A 15795-nucleotide genomic window follows, 5' to 3' on the forward strand; every position below is an offset into this window, starting at 1 on the left:
ATCATGATCAGCACCCTGGAAATCGGTTTCGCCCTTTCCATGCCGCTGCTCGTGTTCGCCTATGTCCTCGCTCAACCCAAGCCCAAACCAGTCCGCATCCGCGCTCGTGACGCTCAACAGCGTCGCGGCCCGCACGCCTGACGGCAGAGGCCTCTTCGACAATCTGACGCTCGCCTTCGGGCGCGAACGCACGGCCGTCGTGGGTCGCAACGGCGTGGGCAAGACCACGCTGCTGCGCCTTGTCGCCGGTCTGAGCGCGCCTGCTGAAGGCGCGCTCACACGCGCCGGAACCGTCGGTTGGCTGGCGCAGGCGCAGACTCCGGCTGATGATGAGACGGTCGCCGATACGCTGGGCGTCGCTGCGCCTCTGGCCGTTCTGCGCCGAGTGCTGGCGGGGGACGGTTCGCTGGATGACATGGCCGAGGCGGACTGGACGCTGGAAGAGCGGATGCAGGCGGCTCTGGCCGAGGTCGGTTTGGCCGAACTGGCGTTGGACCGCCGTACGGCGGACCTCAGCGGCGGCGAACAGACGCGGCTGCGGCTGGCGGGTCTGAAGCTGGCCGCGCCGGACCTGCTGGTGCTGGACGAGCCGACCAACCATCTGGACATTGACGCCCGCGCCATGATCGCCGATGTCGTGGCCGATTGGCCGGGCGGGGTGGTGCTGGTCAGCCACGACCGCGCCTTGCTGCGCCGCGTGGATCGCATTGTGGAGCTTTCCGGTCTGGGCGCGCGAGTTCATGGCGGCGGCTGGGATCTGTACGTCGAGCGCCGCGACGCCGAGCGAGCCGCCGCCGAGCGAGATCTGGAGCAGGCCGAACGCGCCGTCGGCCGGGTTCAACGCGAGAACCAGGCCGCGATGGAGCGTCAAGCGAGGCGCGACCGGGCGGGCAAGGCGGCGCGCGCCAACAGCTCCGATCCCAAGATACTGCTCGACGCTCAGGCCCAGCGGGCCGAGGAGAGCGGCGCGCGCGGCCAACGTCTGGCCGAACGCAAGCGTCAGGCGGTCGAGGCGGAATTGGCCGAGGCGCGCGAGCGTGTCGAACGCGTGCGTCACATGGCGCTGGCCATGCCGTCGACGGGCCTGCCTGGCGGGCGCACGGTGCTGAACCTGAGTGATGCGGTCGTGACGGCCAATGACGGACGCCGCTTGCTGGGGCCGCTTTCGCTGCGCCTGACCGGGCCGGAGCGCGTCGCCGTGGTCGGTCCCAACGGAGCGGGCAAGACGACGCTGTTGAAGCTGATTGCGGGTCTGACCGAGCCGTCGGCGGGGGCGATTGAGCGTCCGGTCCGCGCGGCTCTGCTGGATCAGCAGGCGGCGATGCTGAAACCGGACGAAACCCTCGTCGAGGCTTGGCTGCGGCTGAATCCGCAAGGGACGCCGAACGCGGCGAGAGCGGCGCTGGCGCGCTTTCTGTTCCGCAATATGCAGGCGGACCGACGTGTGGGCGAGCTGTCCGGCGGCGAACGGCTTCGCGCGGCCCTGGCCTGCGTCATGACCGGAACGGAGCCGCCGCAGTTGCTGGTGCTGGACGAACCCACCAACCATCTGGACATCGATTCCGTCGAAGCGGTGGAGGCGGCCCTGTCAGGCTATGACGGCGCTCTGGTGGTGGTCAGCCACGACGCAGACTTTCTGGCGAATCTGGGCGTCGACCGGACCCTTGTGCTGAAGGGCGGTCAGCTCCAGCCCTCGACCACGCCCTGACGGCGGCCGCGGATCGCGGGGGTGTTCAGCGTGGTGCGCGGCTCGGCCTCGGCCCGACCGAACAGCCAGCCCTGACCGTGGGTGACGCCTAGGTCGCGCAGGGCGTCAGCGACCTGATCCGTCTCGATCATCTCGGCGATGGTCTCCAGGTCCAGCGAGCCGCACAGCTCGACCAGGTGGGCGACCAGGGTGCGGGTGCGGGCGTCGATGTCGATATCGCGCACCAGGGCGCCGTCGATCTTCACCGCATCCACCGACAGGCCGCGCAGATAGTCGAATGAGGCCGAGCCTGCCCCGAAATCGTCGATGCAGACCTTGATCCCCGCGTTGCGCAGGGCGCCCAGACGGCGGTCGGCGGCGGCCAGATCGGCCAGGGCGGCGGTCTCTGTCACCTCGACCATCAGACGGCGGCGATCATCGGGCGCCGAGGCGGTCATCTTCAGCAGGGCGGCGACATAGGCGTCATTGGCCAGAGACGCGCCCGAGACGTTGACGGCGATCTTCAGCAGGCCGCCGCCCGGCTCGCGCAGGCGCCGCACCGCCTTCTCGGCCACGGCCAGGTCGAAGCCTTCGATCAGGGCTAGTTCCTCGGCCATCCGGATGGCGGCGGCTGGGCCGGATCCCTTGCCGAAGCGGGCCAGCGCCTCGAAGTGATGCACGGCCCGCGTCTTCAGGTCGACGATGGGTTGATAATAGAGGGCGAACTCGCGGTCGCGCACGATGCTGCGGAAGCGTTCGGCGTCCTTCAGCGTGCGTTGCAGGGAGTCGGCGAAGGATAGTTCAGGCTGATCCATCCCGCCCTCCTTCAAACAGCCTTCGATAGCGAAACGCATGGCGCGCAGGGCCGAGGCGGCGTCGCCGCCCAGGGCGCTCTGGGTGGCGATGGCGGACAGGGCCAGACCCTCGGCCTGACCGGCCTTCTGCATTTCCGCCGCCAGGTCTCGCGTATCGTCCAGGTTGCGGATCAGGGCATAGCGATCAGGCGTCAACTGACCTGCGCTGGCGCCGTCGTGAGAGGCGGCGTTCAGGGTCGCGCCGATACGGCTGTGGACCCGCTCCAGCGTGGCTGGGTCGACGCCTTGCAGGCCGTTTACGTCGATGAAGGCGAGAGCCAGCCGCTGCAGGGCGCCTGTCTCGCCGCCCGACAGGCCGGCGCGGGCATGGTTGAGGAAGCCTTCGGCGTCTCTGATCGGGGCGCCGACAGGAAGGGGCGTGTCCTCGACGACAAAGGGCTCGCCTTCATAGGACAGGGCGCAGGACTGCGCCGGGGCGATGTCGGGCAAGGCGAAGGCGCGCAGGGTGGCGCGGCGCATCCGGCCGTCGCCGCAGTCGACCAGCACCTCGGCGGCCGGACTGCGCTGACCGGGACGAAGCGCTCCCAGCAGATTCTGAAGAGCCGTCGCGCTGTTGATCGACAGGCGGTCGCTGAGGGGATGACCGACCCAGGCGGCTGTCTGCTGGCCCGCGACGGCGCCTGAACCCAGGGCGAAGCGCACCACGCCATGCTGATCGACTTCAATCAGGGCGTCGGCGGCGGCGAAGGCCAGGCCCAGAAGGCGCGGGGTCAGGGTCATGCCAAAGCCATAGGACGTGGGCTGTTAAGGAATGGCGACGGTTGGCCTCAGGCGGTGCGGTTCAACGCCACAGCCCGCCCGTCGCCCTGCATGGCCTGGCCCGAAGCGCCATAGCCCACGCCCTGTGCGCGGGCGCCCGCCACCTCCGCAGCGATGGTGCGGACCAGGCCTTCGGAGACTTGGCGCGCCGCTTCCACGGTCACGGCGTGCTCGGCCAGCACCGCTTCAAAGGCCTCGGTCGCCTTGATCAGGGCGTGACGATCAGCCTCCGGCGCGACGGCGATGGCGGCGGGATTGGCCTTCACCTGGGCGGATTCGCGACGATAGAGATTGGCCATCTCCTGCGTCTGGGCCATCCCCTCGTTCAGATCCTGGGCGCGATGGGCGCGCAGCGCCTCCATTTCCAACGACAGGCGCTCGGTCAGGTCGCGGGTCAGGCGCGTCAGGTGTTGCACGCGCAGAGCGGCGGTTTCGACATCGGCGGTCATGCGCCTTGCTCCTGCATCTTGATCATCTGGGCCAGGACGCTGTCGGCCAGGCCGACGCCGCCGGCCTTCACCGTCTGCTGGGCCATGGCGTCGACCAGGAAGCCGCGCCAGGCGGCCTCGCCGGCGCCGCCGCCAAAGGGCGCTTCGGTGCTCAGGCCCTCGAACATGGGCTTCATCATCTGCGACAGGAAGCTGGCCTCGAAGGCTTCGGCCGTACGGCGCATGGCCTTCTGGTTCTCAGACAGGGCCGGACTGGCGGTGGCATTGGCGCGCAGCAGGTCGGGAGAGACGGCGAGGGGGCTCATCAGATCACCTCGATTTCGGCCTGAAGGGCGCCGGCGGCCTTGATGGCCTGCAGGATGCTGATCATGTCGCGCGGGCTGACGCCCAGGGCGTTCAGGCCGTTGACCAGGGTGGACAGGGAAGTCGAGCCGCCCACGATCCGCATCTGACGGCCGGTCTCTTCCGAAATGCTGATGTCCGACTGGGGCACGACGACGGTCTGGCCGCCACGGCTGAACGGCTCGGGCTGGCTGACCAGAGGGGTCTCCTGGACCGAGACCGTCAGGTTGCCCTGGGCCACGGCGACGGTCGAGATGCGGACGGCCTCGCCCATGACGATGACGCCGTTGACCTCGTCGATAATGACCTTGGCCGGGGAATCGATCTGGACCGGCAGGTTCTCGACCCGGCTGAGGAAGCCGGCCATGCCGAAGTTCTGGGGCGCGCGGATGGCGACCACGGTGCCGTTTTCAGCGAAGGCGCTCTGGGGGTAGGTCTGGTTGATGGCGGCGGCGATGCGCTGGGCCGTGGTGAAGTCCGGATTACGCAGGTTCAGGCGCACCACCGGCATGGAGCCGAGGTCGAAGCCGGTCTCGCGCTCGACCACGCCGCCCGAGGCGATGCGGCCCGCCGTGGGAACGCCGCGGGTGATCGAGGAGCCCGAGCCGCCCGAGGCCGAGACGGCGCCGGTCTGAACCGAACCTTGCGACACAGCGTAGATTTCGCCGTCAGCGCCCTGCAGAGCCGTGACCAGCAGCGTGCCGCCCAGCAGGCTCTTGGCGTCGCCCATGGCCGAGACGCTGACGTCCAACCGCGAACCCGGCGTGGCGAAGGGCGGCAGTTCCGCCGTGACCATGACGGCGGCCACGTTCTTGGTGTTCAGGTTGGCGCCGCGGATGTTGACGCCCTGGCGCTCCATCATTCCCTCCAGCGACTGTCGGGTGAAGGGGGAGTTGCGGACGCTGTCGCCCGTGCCGTTCAGGCCGACCACCAGGCCGTATCCGACCAACTGGTTCGAGCGGACGCCCTCGATGGAGACGATGTCCTTGATGCGCGATTGGGCCTCGGCCGCGCCCGGCTGTGCGGCGAGAACCAGGGCCGCGATGGCCGGGCCGATAAGGGCGGTAAGCAACTTCTGCATACGACAGACGTCCCTGCGTGAGCGTTCGCGATTAACCATGCGAGGATCGTGCCGAAGGAAAACGTCAGTGAATTCAACATTGATCGATTTTGGGTCCGACGCCTGGCGGCAGGTTTTGCCGGGCCGTTAACCAAGACTTCAGCCCCTGAGGGCATGGTGCGAGGCGTAGAAGGAGACGTCTTGCATGAAGGTCACCGGACCCTTGGGCGCCGCTTCGACGCCGACCACGCGACCCGCTGCACGTGCTGCGGGCGGTTTCGCCTTGCCGACGACCGGGGGCGCGGCCTCTGCGGCGCAGGCCGGCGCGACCTCATCCGCGTCAGGCGTCGCGAGCGCTGCGGCTTTGATGGCGTTGCAGGGCGTGGAAGACCCGATGGAGCGCCGCCGTCGCGCCATTCGCCGGGGTTCGGGTCTGCTGGATCGACTGGACGAGCTGAAGCTGGCGCTGCTGGGCGGTCAGGACGGGGCGGCGGCTCTGGGGCGTCTGGCCCGTGACCTGCGCGAAAAACGCGATGAGGACGCTGAGCCGGGCCTGAAAGCTGTGCTGGACCAGATCGACCTGCGCGCTTCGGTGGAATTGGCAAAAGCGGAAATAAGCCGGTCGCGCGCTTGAAGGCGTTGAAACTTCGGCTGAACCCCGGATTTCCGGGGCTTTGTGAGGATAATTCGCCACACTGCCCCTGCGGAAGCGCAGCTTAGCCATATCACGGACTCGCGAACGCCATTGCCGCGACTCTTGCGCTTGCCTATACGGCCCATGCGCCGCAGGGGGGCGCGATTAGGGAATGAGTGTGAGTGCGATGACCGCATTGGCCTCTGTAGTGTCCGGGGATACGGCTGTTTATCGGCCGACCGACGACGAACCGTTCATGAACGAACGGCAGGTCGCCTATTTCAAGACCAAGCTCTTGTCCTGGAAAGACGACATTCTTCGCGAGTCGAAGGGCACCGTCACCAATCTGAAAGCCGAGACCGAGAACCACCCAGACTTGGTGGACCGGGCCTCGTCGGAATCCGATCGCGCGCTGGAGCTTCGGACTCGCGACCGGCAACGCAAGCTGATCTCCAAGATCGACGACGCGCTGCGCCGGATCGAGGACGGCACCTACGGCTACTGCGAGGATACCGGCGAGCCGATCGGTCTGGGCCGCCTGGAGGCTCGCCCGACGGCGACCTTGTCGGTAGAGGCTCAGGAGCGGCATGAACGTCGTGAGCGGGTTCACCGAGACGACTGAAGCGATGCAAACTTTCGTCAAATGACGAAAAGTTCGGGTTTGCTCCAAGCTTGAGCCATTTTGCCCTGCGATAAGCGCGACGACGGCGCTGATCTGCCGTCGTTGTTCTTAATCTATGCAAGGATGTTTCATGACCCGTACGTCCGCCTCTCTTTCGGCTGTCGCCTTGTTGGCGCTGGGGGCCTGCGCTCAGACGCCAGCTGTCGATCCCGCGCCGCTGGTTCCCGCGAGCAAGGGCGGCGTTGTGGAGAAGGTTGTCTACGTGGCCTCTGAAATGCGCTCATGCATGGCGGGCGTGGCGCGGATGACCTGCCTGCAGGTGCGTGAGACCGAGAGCGGACCCTGGGAACTGCACTATTTCGGCTACGAAGGCTTCGAGCACAAGCCGGGCGTGGAATACCGCCTGCGTGTTCGCGGCACGCCGGTCGCCAATCCCCCGGCGGGCGCGTCCTCGATTCGCTGGTCGCTGATCGAGATTCTGGACCAGAAGCCGGCGCAGAACTGATCAGGGGTTCCGGTCGCGTTTCTCTTGACTTCGAGGGGGACGTGATCGACCTAGACGCTTATCGGAACGGCGTCGCGCCTGCACAGGTGCGACGCCTTTTCGACGTTTTCAGAGACTGGACGCTCTGCCCGGATCATCATGATCTGTGGCGGGCCGCCCGGCCGCCTTCGCTTTCAGGCTCGCAGGATCCTCATGTCCGTCAAGGTTCGTTTCGCTCCGTCTCCCACGGGTAAGCTGCACGTCGGCAATGTCCGCACGGCTCTGGTGAACTGGCTGTTCGCCAAGGGGCAGGGCGGCGCCTTCGTGCTGCGCATCGACGACACCGACCTCGTCCGTTCGACCCAGGAGTCGGAAGACAACATCGAGATCGACCTGAAGTGGCTCGGCCTGACCTGGGACGAACGCTACAACCAGTCCAAGCGGTTCGACCGCTATGAAGAGGCTGCCGCCAAGCTGAAGGCCGATGGCCGCCTCTACCCCTGCTATGAAACCGCCGACGAGCTGGACCGCCGCCGCAAGGTGCAGCTGTCGCGCGGTCTGCCGCCCATCTATGACCGCGCCGCCCTGTCGCTGACCGACGCCGAGAAGGCCGCGCTGGAGGCCGAAGGCCGCCGCCCGCACTGGCGCTTCAAGCTGGAAGGCAAGCGTGTCGCCTGGGAAGACTTGGCGCGCGGCCACGCCGAGGTGGACACCGCCTCCATGTCAGACCCGGTGCTGATCCGCGAGGACGGCCTGTTCCTCTATACGCTGCCGTCGGTCGTCGACGACATCGACATGGAGATCACCCACATCATCCGGGGCGAGGACCACGTCACCAACACCGGCGCCCAGATCGAGATCTTCGAGGCGCTGGGGGCCAAGGTTCCCGGCTTCGCCCATATGCCGCTGCTGGTCGGCGCCGATGGCACGGCTCTGTCCAAGCGACTGGGTTCGCTGGCCATCATGGACATGCGCGCCGACGGCTATGAGCCGATCGCCATCACCAGCCACCTGGGCAAGATCGGCACCTCGGACAATCTGGAGGTCGCCGCTTCGCTGCAGGATCTGGGCGAGGCCTTCGCCTTCTCCAAGATGGGCCGTTCGCCCGCCCGCTATGACACGGCCGATCTGGATCGCCTGAACGCCCAGGCGGTGCACGGGATCGACTACGCCGCCGCCCAGCCGCGCCTGGAAACCCTGGGCGTCGATCTGGGCGAGACCTTCTGGAACACGGTGAAGGGCAACCTCAGCAAGTTCGGCGACGTCGTTGAGATGGCGAAGATCGTTACGGGGCCGGTGACGCCGGTGATCGAGGACGCCGCCTTCGCCGCCGCGGCTCTGGAACTGCTGCCCGAAACCATCGACGCCGACGCCTGGTCGGCCTGGACCTCGGCGGTGAAGGACAAGACCGGCGCCAAGGGCAAGGGTCTGTTCATGCCGCTCCGTCTGATCCTGACGGGTCAGGCGCACGGACCGGACATGGCGGCCATGATCCCGCTGATCGGGCGCGAACGTATGATCCAGCGCCTGAAGGGCGAAACCGCCTGACGGTCCGCCCAAGGGATAGAAGAAAGGCCGCCCTCGTCATGAAGGCGGCCTTTTTCATTCAGGACTGAAGTCGGGATCAGCCCGCGTTGCAGGCGGCGATTTCTTCTGCGCTCAGGGCCTGGCCCTTGTAGGAGAAGCTGGTCACCGGGCCGATCTTGGCGACCACGCGACGGCAGGCGCGCGTCGCGGGCTGGTTGGAGCCGCCGGTGGCGGTGCAGGCGTCGCCTTCGCAGCGCCAGGTGGCGCCGTCGACGATCACGCGGCCGGTCGGGGCCTTGGCGGCGTCAGCCAGGGTGGCGCTGGTGGCCGGGGCCTGGGCGAGGGCAGGGGCGGCCGCGAACAGGACGGCGGCGGCGAGAAGAGCACGCATGAACAGTCTCCGATAAGGGTAGGGCGCACGCCCAGCACCGCTATAGTCCGTTCTTTTAGAAAACTGTCAATGCGGCTTTCTGTCGAGGGATCGGCGGTTACTGACCTACGTTTACTTACCGACGATCATGTTTCAAGTGGGGCGTGTCCTGAGCTGATTTCATGGCTTCGATCGCGCCTTCGACGGAATCGACGCTGACATAGGCCTCCAGGAAGCTGGGCGGGGTCATGCCCTTGGCCACCGTATGCTCGATCAGGGTGAAGAAGCCGTCCCAGAAACCATCCAGATTCAAGAAGATGACCGGCTTGGCGTGCAGGTCCAACCGTTTCCACGACAGCAGTTCGACCACTTCCTCCAGGGTGCCGACGCCGCCCGGGGCGACGACGAAGACGTCGGATTCGTCGTACATCAGTTGTTTGCGTTCGTGCATGGAGGTGACGACGATCGTCTCCACATCGTCGAACAGGCGCTCGCGGCTGCGCAGGAAGGCGGGCATGATGCCGACGACGCGACCGCCGGCTTCATGCGCTGCGCGAGCCGAGGCGCCCATAAGGCCCACGCCGCCGCCGCCATAGACGAAGCGCCAGCCCGCCTCGGCCGTCGCCTTGCCGAATTCCGCGGCAGCCTGGATGTAGCGCGGGTCGGTTCCGTCAGACGAGCCGCAGAACAGGCAGACGGATTGGCCTTCGAAGGGGGCGATGTTGACGGAGGGCAAGGACATGGAGTGTTTGACGACCTTCACGATTAGAGCGCCAGCACTAACCGGCTGGCCTGTATGACGCCACAACCTATAGTGACGCGCGGCAGGATGGAACGAGCGAAGGAGGGCGGGATGAAGGCGAAAGCGACGGGACTGCAGGGTTTGGGCCTGGGGCTGGCCGCGTGTCTCGGTCTTGTCGCCGCCGGCTGCGGCGCGCCTTCGTCGGTGCAAGAAGAACCGACCGAAACCGAGCAGGAAAGCTGGGCCGCTGCTCCGCATATCGACAGGGTAACGACACAGAGGTCTGGCTTTCTGATCAGCGGTCAGGCGCCGCCCGGTTCACGGGTGGTCCTGAGCAGCGCTGTTGGCGCCGCCATGGCTGCGGGCGCGGATGCGAGAGGACGCTTTGAACTGCCTGTGGGGGCGGAGGCGGTTGGTTATGTTCTGACGCCGGAAATCCAGATCGGCCAGACGCCTGTCCCGGGGGCTGAACGGCTTCTGCTGGCGGGGGAGGGCGCCGTGGTCGGGGCCTTGCTGATTGATGGCGGAGCGAGCCGTCGATTGACGGAAGGCCCCAGCCTGGACGCGGTCGACGGCGACGGGCGCGGACTGCTGCTTTCGGGACGGTCTGACCCTGGGCGAAGAATCGAAGTGCGTAGCGAAGGCGAAACGGTCGTCGCCGTGGCGGATGAGGCTGGTTTCTGGGTTGCACCGCTGTCACGTGTCAGCGACCGCGAAGCGCATATCGAAGTGGGTGATGATCGTTACATTTACCCAGGGCCGGGACCGGCGACAGGGCGCGCCGAACGTGCAGCGCAGGGCTGGCGGGTCACGCGCGTGCTCTCGGGCGCAGCGCGACAGACGAGCTGGTTTCCGGACACGACCAAGGCGGCTCCGCTGACAGAAACGTCGTTAACGCCGCATTAACCAAGCTGGGTGATCTACGGAGCGTCTTCTTTTTGTGAGGACACCCACCATCACCGAATGACTTCAAGCCCGGCGCCTGGCGTCGGGCTCTCTTTTTCGGTCATGTGCGCGGGTGCATGGTCAAGAAGGCCGGCAGGAGGCTGGCCACGACCTGACGGCTGGCTCCATCGGATTGGCCCAGCATCTCGCGCAGCGGATCGCCGATCAGCGCCTCGCCGAACGCGCTCAATGCGATGAAGAGCACGGCCGAACCAATGGTCTCGTCCGCCTGTTCGCCGCTGAGGCCGATCTTTTCCTTGATGGCCATGACCAGATTCTGAACCGCTTCACGCACGGGCTCCAAGTGCGACAGGTCGCCGGACAGGGCGATCCACGCGGCCAGTCGTCCAGCGCCGCCAGTCGAGAAGGCGTCGAAAACGGCGTTGATGAGTTCAAGCGGCGCGCCTTCGTCGGTTCGCAAGCGAGCGACGGCGGCGTCCAGTGCGTCGCTGAGGTCCGCCACCATCGAGCCCATGAGCGCTGATTGAAGGCCTGCAGCTGAACCGAAGTGGTGGATCAGGTTCGCATGGGTGACGCCGATCTCTCCCGCAACAGCCGCCAAGGTCACGGCGTTTGGTCCCCCTGACAACAAAAGATCACGGGCTGAGGCCAGGGCTTCGCGTCGCGCTTCTTCGGGAGAGCGCCGTCTGCGACGAGGTTTGTCGGCGATTTTAATTGACATTTGTGTAAATGACATCCATGTAGATAACGTGTCTTACGAGTCGTCCAAGGAGACTGCAAGCCATGGTCGCGACAGCGCTTGATGATAATGCTGGCATATTCGGCGTTCGCGAACCCTCTCGTACGCTAACCCGTCGAGTTCAGCCCATCCGCGCCGCCCGCGCCATACGGCGACTGGTGGCGGACAAGGATGATACCGAACAGGTGTTCGAAATCATGAACGCCTTGGCGGGGCGATCTGTTGACTGGGGTTACGCCAAGTTGATGAGCACGTCAGAGGGCGGGCTTCAGGCCTATCGGCGGCAGGAATTGGCAGACCGTCTTCAGGACCGGGACTGGCTGAAGGCGCTCCCAGCGGGCAGCGTCGGCGCTGCGTATCTGGATTTCGTCGTGGCTCAAGACCTGTCCGCCTATGGACTGGCGGATGAAAGCCGCAAAGTGGCGGACAGTGAGATCGAAGCCGCCCATCCGCGCGCCTGGTACGCGCGTCGTCTGCGTGACGTGCACGATATCTGGCACGTTCTGACCGGCTATCGGACTGACGCCTTGGGTGAAGCCTGCGTGGTGGCTTTTTCACTGCCGCAGACTCGCAGTTCAGGATTTGGCCTGATTGCGGCGGCGATCGCCGTGCAGTTCGCGCGCGCTCGCACCGGCTATCCTTGCGCCCGCGCGGTGTTCAGGGCGTGGCGCGACGGACGTCGTGCAGCTTGGCTGCCGGGGCAGGATTACGAGGCCTTGCTGGCTGAACCGCTGGACCAGGCGCGTCGCCGCCTGCGCATCTCTACGCCTTACATCTATGAGCGCGTGCCGCGCGACGTCTGCAACGCCTACCTGGGCGGCAAGGGCTGAAAGACTGCGTTCGGGGAGCGTGGTCGGGGCGGCCGCGTTTCCTCGAAAGTAGTGAACTGAAGAGCGCCTGCGCGACGTGGTTCGCAGGGAGGGATGACATCATGTTGATAGGGATCACGGTCGCCACTGTCGTGGCGGTCTTTATGACCCTGGTCTTCGCACCTGTACGCAGAAGCTTGTTGTCGCGCCCGGCGATGGGGGCCTTTCGTCGCATCATGCCGCGCATGAGCGCAACCGAGCAGGCGGCGATCGAGTCCGGCAACGTCTGGTGGGACGCGGAGTTGTTCTCCGGCCGGCCGGATTGGAAGCGGCTGCTGGCGACGCCTGCGCCGCGACTGACTGACGACGAGCAGGCTTTCCTCGACGTCGAGACCGAAAGACTGTGCGATCTGTCCAGCGATTGGGACAGTACGTCGGTGTGGCAGGATTTGCCGCCCGACGCCTGGACCTATGCACGGGAGAAGGGCTTCCTGGGCATGATCATTCCCGAGGCTTACGGCGGTCTGGGCTTCTCGGCTTATGCGCACAGCCAGGTGATCCAGAAGCTATCGACGCGTTGCTCGGCGGCGGCGGTGTCCGTGATGGTGCCCAATTCCCTGGGGCCGGCTGAACTGCTGCTTCACTACGGCACGGAAGAACAGAAGAGTTATTATCTGCCGCGCCTGGCGCGCGGTGACGAGATTCCGTGCTTCGCCCTGACCAACCCGTTTGCAGGCTCCGACGCCGCCTCGATCACCGACACGGGCGTGGTCTGCAAGGCTATGTGGGAGGGACGCGAGACCCTGGGTTTCCGCATCACCTGGCGAAAACGTTACATCACCCTGGCCCCCATCGCGACGGTGATCGGTCTAGCCTTCCGCGCGGTCGATCCGGACGGGCTGCTGGGCGAAGGCGAGGAGCCGGGGATTACCTGCGTGCTGATCCCGCGCGAGCATCCGGGGGTGCGGATCGGGCGTCGTCACTGGCCGTTGAACGCCGTCTTCCAGAATGGGCCGATCGAGGGTGACGATGTCTTCGTGCCGATGGAGATGGTCATCGGCGGGCGCAAACAGGTCGGCAACGGATGGCGGATGCTGATGGAGTGTCTAGCGGCGGGTCGCGCCATCTCCCTGCCGTCCTCGAACGTAGGAATGTCCAAGCTGGCCGTCGGCATGGTCGGCGCCTATGTCGCCATTCGACGCCAGTTCAACCAGCCGATCGGCGCCTTCGAGGGCGTGCAGGAGGCCCTGGCCCGGATGGCTGGACACCTCTACGCTACGGATGCCGTGCGGCGGCTGGCCGCGACTGCGCTGGACCAGGGCGAGAAGCCCTCGGTCGTCTCGGCCATCGCCAAATACCACGTGACTGAACGCGCCCGGATCATCGTCAATGACGGTATGGACGTGATCGGCGGCAAGGGCGTCTGCATGGGGCCGAGCAACTTCCTGGCTCGCGCTTATCAGCAGATCCCGATCGCTATTACGGTCGAGGGCGCGAATATCATGACTCGCACCCTGATCATCTACGGCCAGGGCGCGATTCGCTGTCATCCTTACGTCCTGCCGTTGATGCGGACAGCCGAGGCGCAGGATCTGAAGGCCTTCGACCGAAACCTCTTCGGTTATGTGGGCTTTGTACTTGGCACTATGGCGCGCGCGGTCGGGTTCAGCCTCACGGGCGGAGCACTGATCTCGGCGCCGGGCGACGCAGCGCCGGAGCTTAGGCGCTACTATAAGCAGGCAGTGCGGCTTTCGACTCTGCTGGCGCTGGCGTCGGATATCTCGATGGCTACGGTCGGTGGCGCGCTGAAGCGCAAGGGCGCGCTGACCGGACGGCTGGGCGATATCCTATCCCAGCTCTTCATCCTGTCGTCCACGTTGAAGCGGTTTGAGGACGAAGGGCGTCCGGCGGAAGATCTGCCCTTTGTGCATTGGGCGGCACAGGATGCGCTGAACCGTGCGGCGACCGCGTGGCGGGAACTGCTGACCAATCACCCGAGCCGAGGCGCGGCCCTGTTCCTGAAATTGGCGGGGACGCCGTTCGGTCTGAAGGCGCCGACGCCCGGCGACGCCTGTGCGGCCGAGGTTGCGGGATTGATACAGCGCCACGGCCCCGCGAGGGATCGTCTGGTGGCCGGATCGTGGAGCGCCAGTCTGGAGGTCGATCCCATCGCCGCCGTTCTGGTCGCCTTCGACCTGTACCCGCAAGTGGAGGCTGTGGAGGCGCGGCTGAAACCGGCGATCAAGGGCGGGCGCTTGTCGCGTGCGCCGCAGGATCTGACCCAACTGGACGCCTGGGCGAGCGAGGCCCAGGCGCAAGGCCTGATCGACGCCGAGGAAAAGGCTCTGATCGCGCGCTACGCCGAGGTCGCGACCCAGGCGATTCAGGTCGATGATTTCCCACAGGACTTCGGCCTGGCTGAAGGTTTGGCGCGGCGCGAGGCGGCATTGGCTGGCAAGGGGCGCAAGGCCGCCTGATGTCGGACCGCTACCTGGACTTCGCCAACAGCGGGATAGGCGGATGGCTGACGGGAGCGCTGGGCCTGCCGCGTCCTTTGCCGCTGCGTCGTCGAGTAGAGGGCGGCGCGACACCCGTGGGGCCGTTGCTGCTGGGCGGGAGCATGCGTCTGTCGTCGCTATCGCACCGACTGGCCGAGCGGTGGGGCGTCGAGCTTCACGCGGCAGCTAGAGAAGATGAGCGCTACGGCGGACTGATCTTCGACGCTTCAGACATCGCTGATATGGCAGGCGCGGCGGATCTCTATCGTTTTTTCCATGAAACGGTGCGCCGACTTGGGCCTTGCGGACGCATGGTGGTGATCGGCCGCCCCCCTGAAAGCATGGTCGATGCCGAAGGCGAGGCTGTGCAACGCGGGCTGGAAGGCTTCGTCCGATCGTTGGCCAAGGAAGCGCGTGATGGCGTGACCGCGCAGTTGCTGCGGATCGCGCCGGGTGCGGAAGAGGCGGCGTCGTCCAGCCTGGGCTTCTTCCTGTCGCCGCGTTCGGCCTATGTCTCTGGACAGGTGGTGGCGATCGGGGCGGCGGCCCCTGTCCAGATGTTCGCCGAGCGAAGACGCGTTCTGATCACCGGCGCGTCACGTGGGATCGGCGAGGCCATGGTGCGGTTGTTTACGACCGAAGGCTATGCCGTGACGGCGCTCGATGCGCCGGAAGCAGAGACTGACCTACGTGCGCTGGTCATCCAGATCGGCGCTGAGGCGCTGAGCCTCGACATCACTGCGGTCGATGCGGTGGAGCGATTGATCCATTCCGCGCGGACCGCGGGCGGATATGACGCCGTGATCCACAACGCCGGAATCACGCGCGACCGCACCCTGGCGCGGATGTCCGAGGCCGAGTGGGACGGCGTCATGGCGGTCAATCTTGGCGCGCCCCTGGCTTTGACGCGGGCGTTGCTGGGGGCTGGGCTGGTCCGGCCAAACGGGCGGATCGTGGCGGTGTCCTCGCTCAGCGGTATTGCGGGGAACAAGGGCCAAGCCAACTACGCCTTGTCTAAGGCGGGCTGGATCGGCGCGGTGCGGCGTCTGGCGGTCGAGGCGGGCGCCGGGATCACCATCAACGCCGTCGCGCCGGGTTTCATCGAGACCCGCATGACGGCCTCCATCCCCTTCGCCATTCGCGAGGCGGGACGGCGAATGAATAGCCTGGGACAGGGCGGCCAGCCGGTCGACGTGGCTGAGACTGCACTGTGGCTGGCTGAACCGGACAACGGCGGGGTGAATGGGGCCGTGGTTCGTGTCTGCGGTCAGAGCTTGCTGGGGGCCTGACGA

At 66.3% G+C, this 15795-nt stretch carries 17 protein-coding genes; 10 read left to right on the forward strand and 7 right to left on the reverse strand.

Annotation, left to right across the window (positions count from 1 at the left end):
- Positions 1–3: 3 nt before the first annotated feature.
- Together EGK63_RS16445 and EGK63_RS05210 are read left to right on the forward strand one after the other, a co-directional pair.
- Entirely contained in the window at positions 4–141 is a 138-nt protein-coding gene (locus tag EGK63_RS16445; RefSeq protein ID WP_165906539.1) for a hypothetical protein, read from the forward strand.
- Positions 107–1708 carry an ABC-F family ATP-binding cassette domain-containing protein gene (locus tag EGK63_RS05210; protein ID WP_125900245.1) on the forward strand — a complete coding sequence of 534 codons (1602 nt, stop codon included), beginning with the start codon at positions 107–109 and terminating at the stop codon, positions 1706–1708. The genes EGK63_RS16445 and EGK63_RS05210 overlap by 35 nt, the downstream gene beginning before the upstream one ends.
- Here EGK63_RS05210 and EGK63_RS05215 read toward each other — a convergent pair.
- From EGK63_RS05215 to EGK63_RS05230, 4 genes are read right to left on the reverse strand one after another with little or no spacing between them, the layout of a single operon-like run.
- A complete protein-coding gene (locus EGK63_RS05215) occupies positions 1681–3282 on the reverse strand; it encodes an EAL domain-containing protein (RefSeq protein WP_125900246.1) in 1602 nt (533 codons plus the stop codon). The two genes, EGK63_RS05210 and EGK63_RS05215, sit on opposite strands and share 28 nt — an antisense overlap.
- A 47-nt stretch (positions 3283–3329) precedes the next feature.
- On the reverse strand, positions 3330–3770 hold the full coding sequence (locus EGK63_RS05220; protein ID WP_125900247.1) for a flagellar basal-body protein FlbY: 441 nt from the start codon (positions 3768–3770) through the stop codon (positions 3330–3332).
- Positions 3767–4075 (reverse strand): rod-binding protein, encoded by a 309-nt coding sequence (locus EGK63_RS05225; protein ID WP_125900248.1) that lies wholly within the window; start codon positions 4073–4075, stop codon positions 3767–3769. The genes EGK63_RS05220 and EGK63_RS05225 overlap by 4 nt, the downstream gene beginning before the upstream one ends.
- Entirely contained in the window at positions 4075–5193 is a 1119-nt protein-coding gene (locus tag EGK63_RS05230) for a flagellar basal body P-ring protein FlgI (RefSeq protein WP_125900249.1), read from the reverse strand. Before EGK63_RS05230 ends, EGK63_RS05225 begins: the two co-directional genes overlap by 1 nt.
- Before the next feature lie 184 nt (positions 5194–5377).
- On the opposite strand from EGK63_RS05230, the gene EGK63_RS05235 reads away from it, so the two are divergent.
- From EGK63_RS05235 to gltX, 4 genes are all read left to right on the forward strand, one after another.
- The gene (locus tag EGK63_RS05235; RefSeq protein WP_125900250.1) at positions 5378–5806 is read left to right on the forward strand and encodes a flagellar assembly protein FliX; all 429 of its coding nucleotides are present in this window, start codon (positions 5378–5380) and stop codon (positions 5804–5806) included.
- A gap of 187 nt (positions 5807–5993) precedes the next feature.
- Positions 5994–6428 (forward strand): RNA polymerase-binding protein DksA, encoded by a 435-nt coding sequence (dksA, locus tag EGK63_RS05240; RefSeq protein WP_125900251.1) that lies wholly within the window; start codon positions 5994–5996, stop codon positions 6426–6428.
- Between the two features lie 130 nt (positions 6429–6558).
- The gene (locus EGK63_RS05245) at positions 6559–6933 is read left to right on the forward strand and encodes a DUF4377 domain-containing protein (protein WP_165906540.1); all 375 of its coding nucleotides are present in this window, start codon (positions 6559–6561) and stop codon (positions 6931–6933) included.
- A 192-nt stretch (positions 6934–7125) separates the two neighbouring features.
- On the forward strand, positions 7126–8460 hold the full coding sequence (gltX, locus tag EGK63_RS05250) for a glutamate--tRNA ligase (RefSeq protein ID WP_125900253.1): 1335 nt from the start codon (positions 7126–7128) through the stop codon (positions 8458–8460).
- 76 nt (positions 8461–8536) lie between these two features.
- On the opposite strand, the gene EGK63_RS05255 is transcribed toward gltX, so the two are convergent.
- Together EGK63_RS05255 and EGK63_RS05260 are read right to left on the reverse strand one after the other, a co-directional pair.
- Positions 8537–8830, reverse strand: coding sequence for a hypothetical protein (locus EGK63_RS05255; protein WP_125900254.1), 294 nt, complete (start codon positions 8828–8830; stop codon positions 8537–8539).
- Positions 8831–8945: 115 nt separating this feature from the next.
- A complete protein-coding gene (locus EGK63_RS05260) occupies positions 8946–9551 on the reverse strand; it encodes a TIGR00730 family Rossman fold protein (RefSeq protein WP_125900255.1) in 606 nt (201 codons plus the stop codon).
- 111 nt (positions 9552–9662) lie between these two features.
- Between EGK63_RS05260 and EGK63_RS05265 the strand changes: the two genes are divergently transcribed.
- Positions 9663–10457 (forward strand): hypothetical protein, encoded by a 795-nt coding sequence (locus EGK63_RS05265; RefSeq protein WP_125900256.1) that lies wholly within the window; start codon positions 9663–9665, stop codon positions 10455–10457.
- Positions 10458–10557: 100 nt separating this feature from the next.
- On the opposite strand, the gene EGK63_RS05270 is transcribed toward EGK63_RS05265, so the two are convergent.
- The gene (locus EGK63_RS05270) at positions 10558–11178 is read right to left on the reverse strand and encodes a TetR/AcrR family transcriptional regulator (RefSeq protein WP_125900257.1); all 621 of its coding nucleotides are present in this window, start codon (positions 11176–11178) and stop codon (positions 10558–10560) included.
- A gap of 62 nt (positions 11179–11240) precedes the next feature.
- Here EGK63_RS05270 and EGK63_RS05275 point away from each other — a divergent pair, with 62 nt between their 5' ends.
- The 3 genes from EGK63_RS05275 (at position 11241) to EGK63_RS05285 (ending at position 15792) form a co-directional block, all read left to right on the forward strand.
- The gene (locus EGK63_RS05275) at positions 11241–12026 is read left to right on the forward strand and encodes a Coq4 family protein (protein ID WP_125900258.1); all 786 of its coding nucleotides are present in this window, start codon (positions 11241–11243) and stop codon (positions 12024–12026) included.
- Positions 12027–12127: 101 nt separating this feature from the next.
- A complete protein-coding gene (locus tag EGK63_RS05280) occupies positions 12128–14482 on the forward strand; it encodes an acyl-CoA dehydrogenase (RefSeq protein WP_125900259.1) in 2355 nt (784 codons plus the stop codon).
- A complete protein-coding gene (locus EGK63_RS05285; protein ID WP_125900260.1) occupies positions 14482–15792 on the forward strand; it encodes a 3-oxoacyl-ACP reductase in 1311 nt (436 codons plus the stop codon). The genes EGK63_RS05280 and EGK63_RS05285 overlap by 1 nt, the downstream gene beginning before the upstream one ends.
- Positions 15793–15795: the final 3 nt, after the last annotated feature.

The organism is Brevundimonas sp. 357, from assembly GCF_003938605.1.
Classification (GTDB): Bacteria; Pseudomonadota; Alphaproteobacteria; order Caulobacterales; family Caulobacteraceae; genus Brevundimonas.

Coding starts and splice junctions, on each gene's coding strand:
- EGK63_RS05280 (WP_125900259.1), top strand. CDS start 12,128: ATGTTGATAGGGATCACGGTCGCCACTGTCGTGGCGGTCTTTATGACC.
- EGK63_RS05245 (WP_165906540.1), top strand. CDS start 6,559: ATGACCCGTACGTCCGCCTCTCTTTCGGCTGTCGCCTTGTTGGCGCTG.
- EGK63_RS05260 (WP_125900255.1), bottom strand. CDS start 9,551: ATGTCCTTGCCCTCCGTCAACATCGCCCCCTTCGAAGGCCAATCCGTC.
- EGK63_RS05225 (WP_125900248.1), bottom strand. CDS start 4,075: ATGAGCCCCCTCGCCGTCTCTCCCGACCTGCTGCGCGCCAATGCCACC.
- EGK63_RS05235 (WP_125900250.1), top strand. CDS start 5,378: ATGAAGGTCACCGGACCCTTGGGCGCCGCTTCGACGCCGACCACGCGA.
- EGK63_RS05270 (WP_125900257.1), bottom strand. CDS start 11,178: ATGTCAATTAAAATCGCCGACAAACCTCGTCGCAGACGGCGCTCTCCC.
- EGK63_RS05285 (WP_125900260.1), top strand. CDS start 14,482: ATGTCGGACCGCTACCTGGACTTCGCCAACAGCGGGATAGGCGGATGG.
- dksA (WP_125900251.1), top strand. CDS start 5,994: ATGACCGCATTGGCCTCTGTAGTGTCCGGGGATACGGCTGTTTATCGG.
- EGK63_RS05265 (WP_125900256.1), top strand. CDS start 9,663: ATGAAGGCGAAAGCGACGGGACTGCAGGGTTTGGGCCTGGGGCTGGCC.
- EGK63_RS05220 (WP_125900247.1), bottom strand. CDS start 3,770: ATGACCGCCGATGTCGAAACCGCCGCTCTGCGCGTGCAACACCTGACG.
- EGK63_RS05255 (WP_125900254.1), bottom strand. CDS start 8,830: ATGCGTGCTCTTCTCGCCGCCGCCGTCCTGTTCGCGGCCGCCCCTGCC.
- EGK63_RS05275 (WP_125900258.1), top strand. CDS start 11,241: ATGGTCGCGACAGCGCTTGATGATAATGCTGGCATATTCGGCGTTCGC.
- EGK63_RS16445 (WP_165906539.1), top strand. CDS start 4: ATGATCAGCACCCTGGAAATCGGTTTCGCCCTTTCCATGCCGCTGCTC.
- EGK63_RS05215 (WP_125900246.1), bottom strand. CDS start 3,282: ATGACCCTGACCCCGCGCCTTCTGGGCCTGGCCTTCGCCGCCGCCGAC.
- EGK63_RS05230 (WP_125900249.1), bottom strand. CDS start 5,193: ATGCAGAAGTTGCTTACCGCCCTTATCGGCCCGGCCATCGCGGCCCTG.
- gltX (WP_125900253.1), top strand. CDS start 7,126: ATGTCCGTCAAGGTTCGTTTCGCTCCGTCTCCCACGGGTAAGCTGCAC.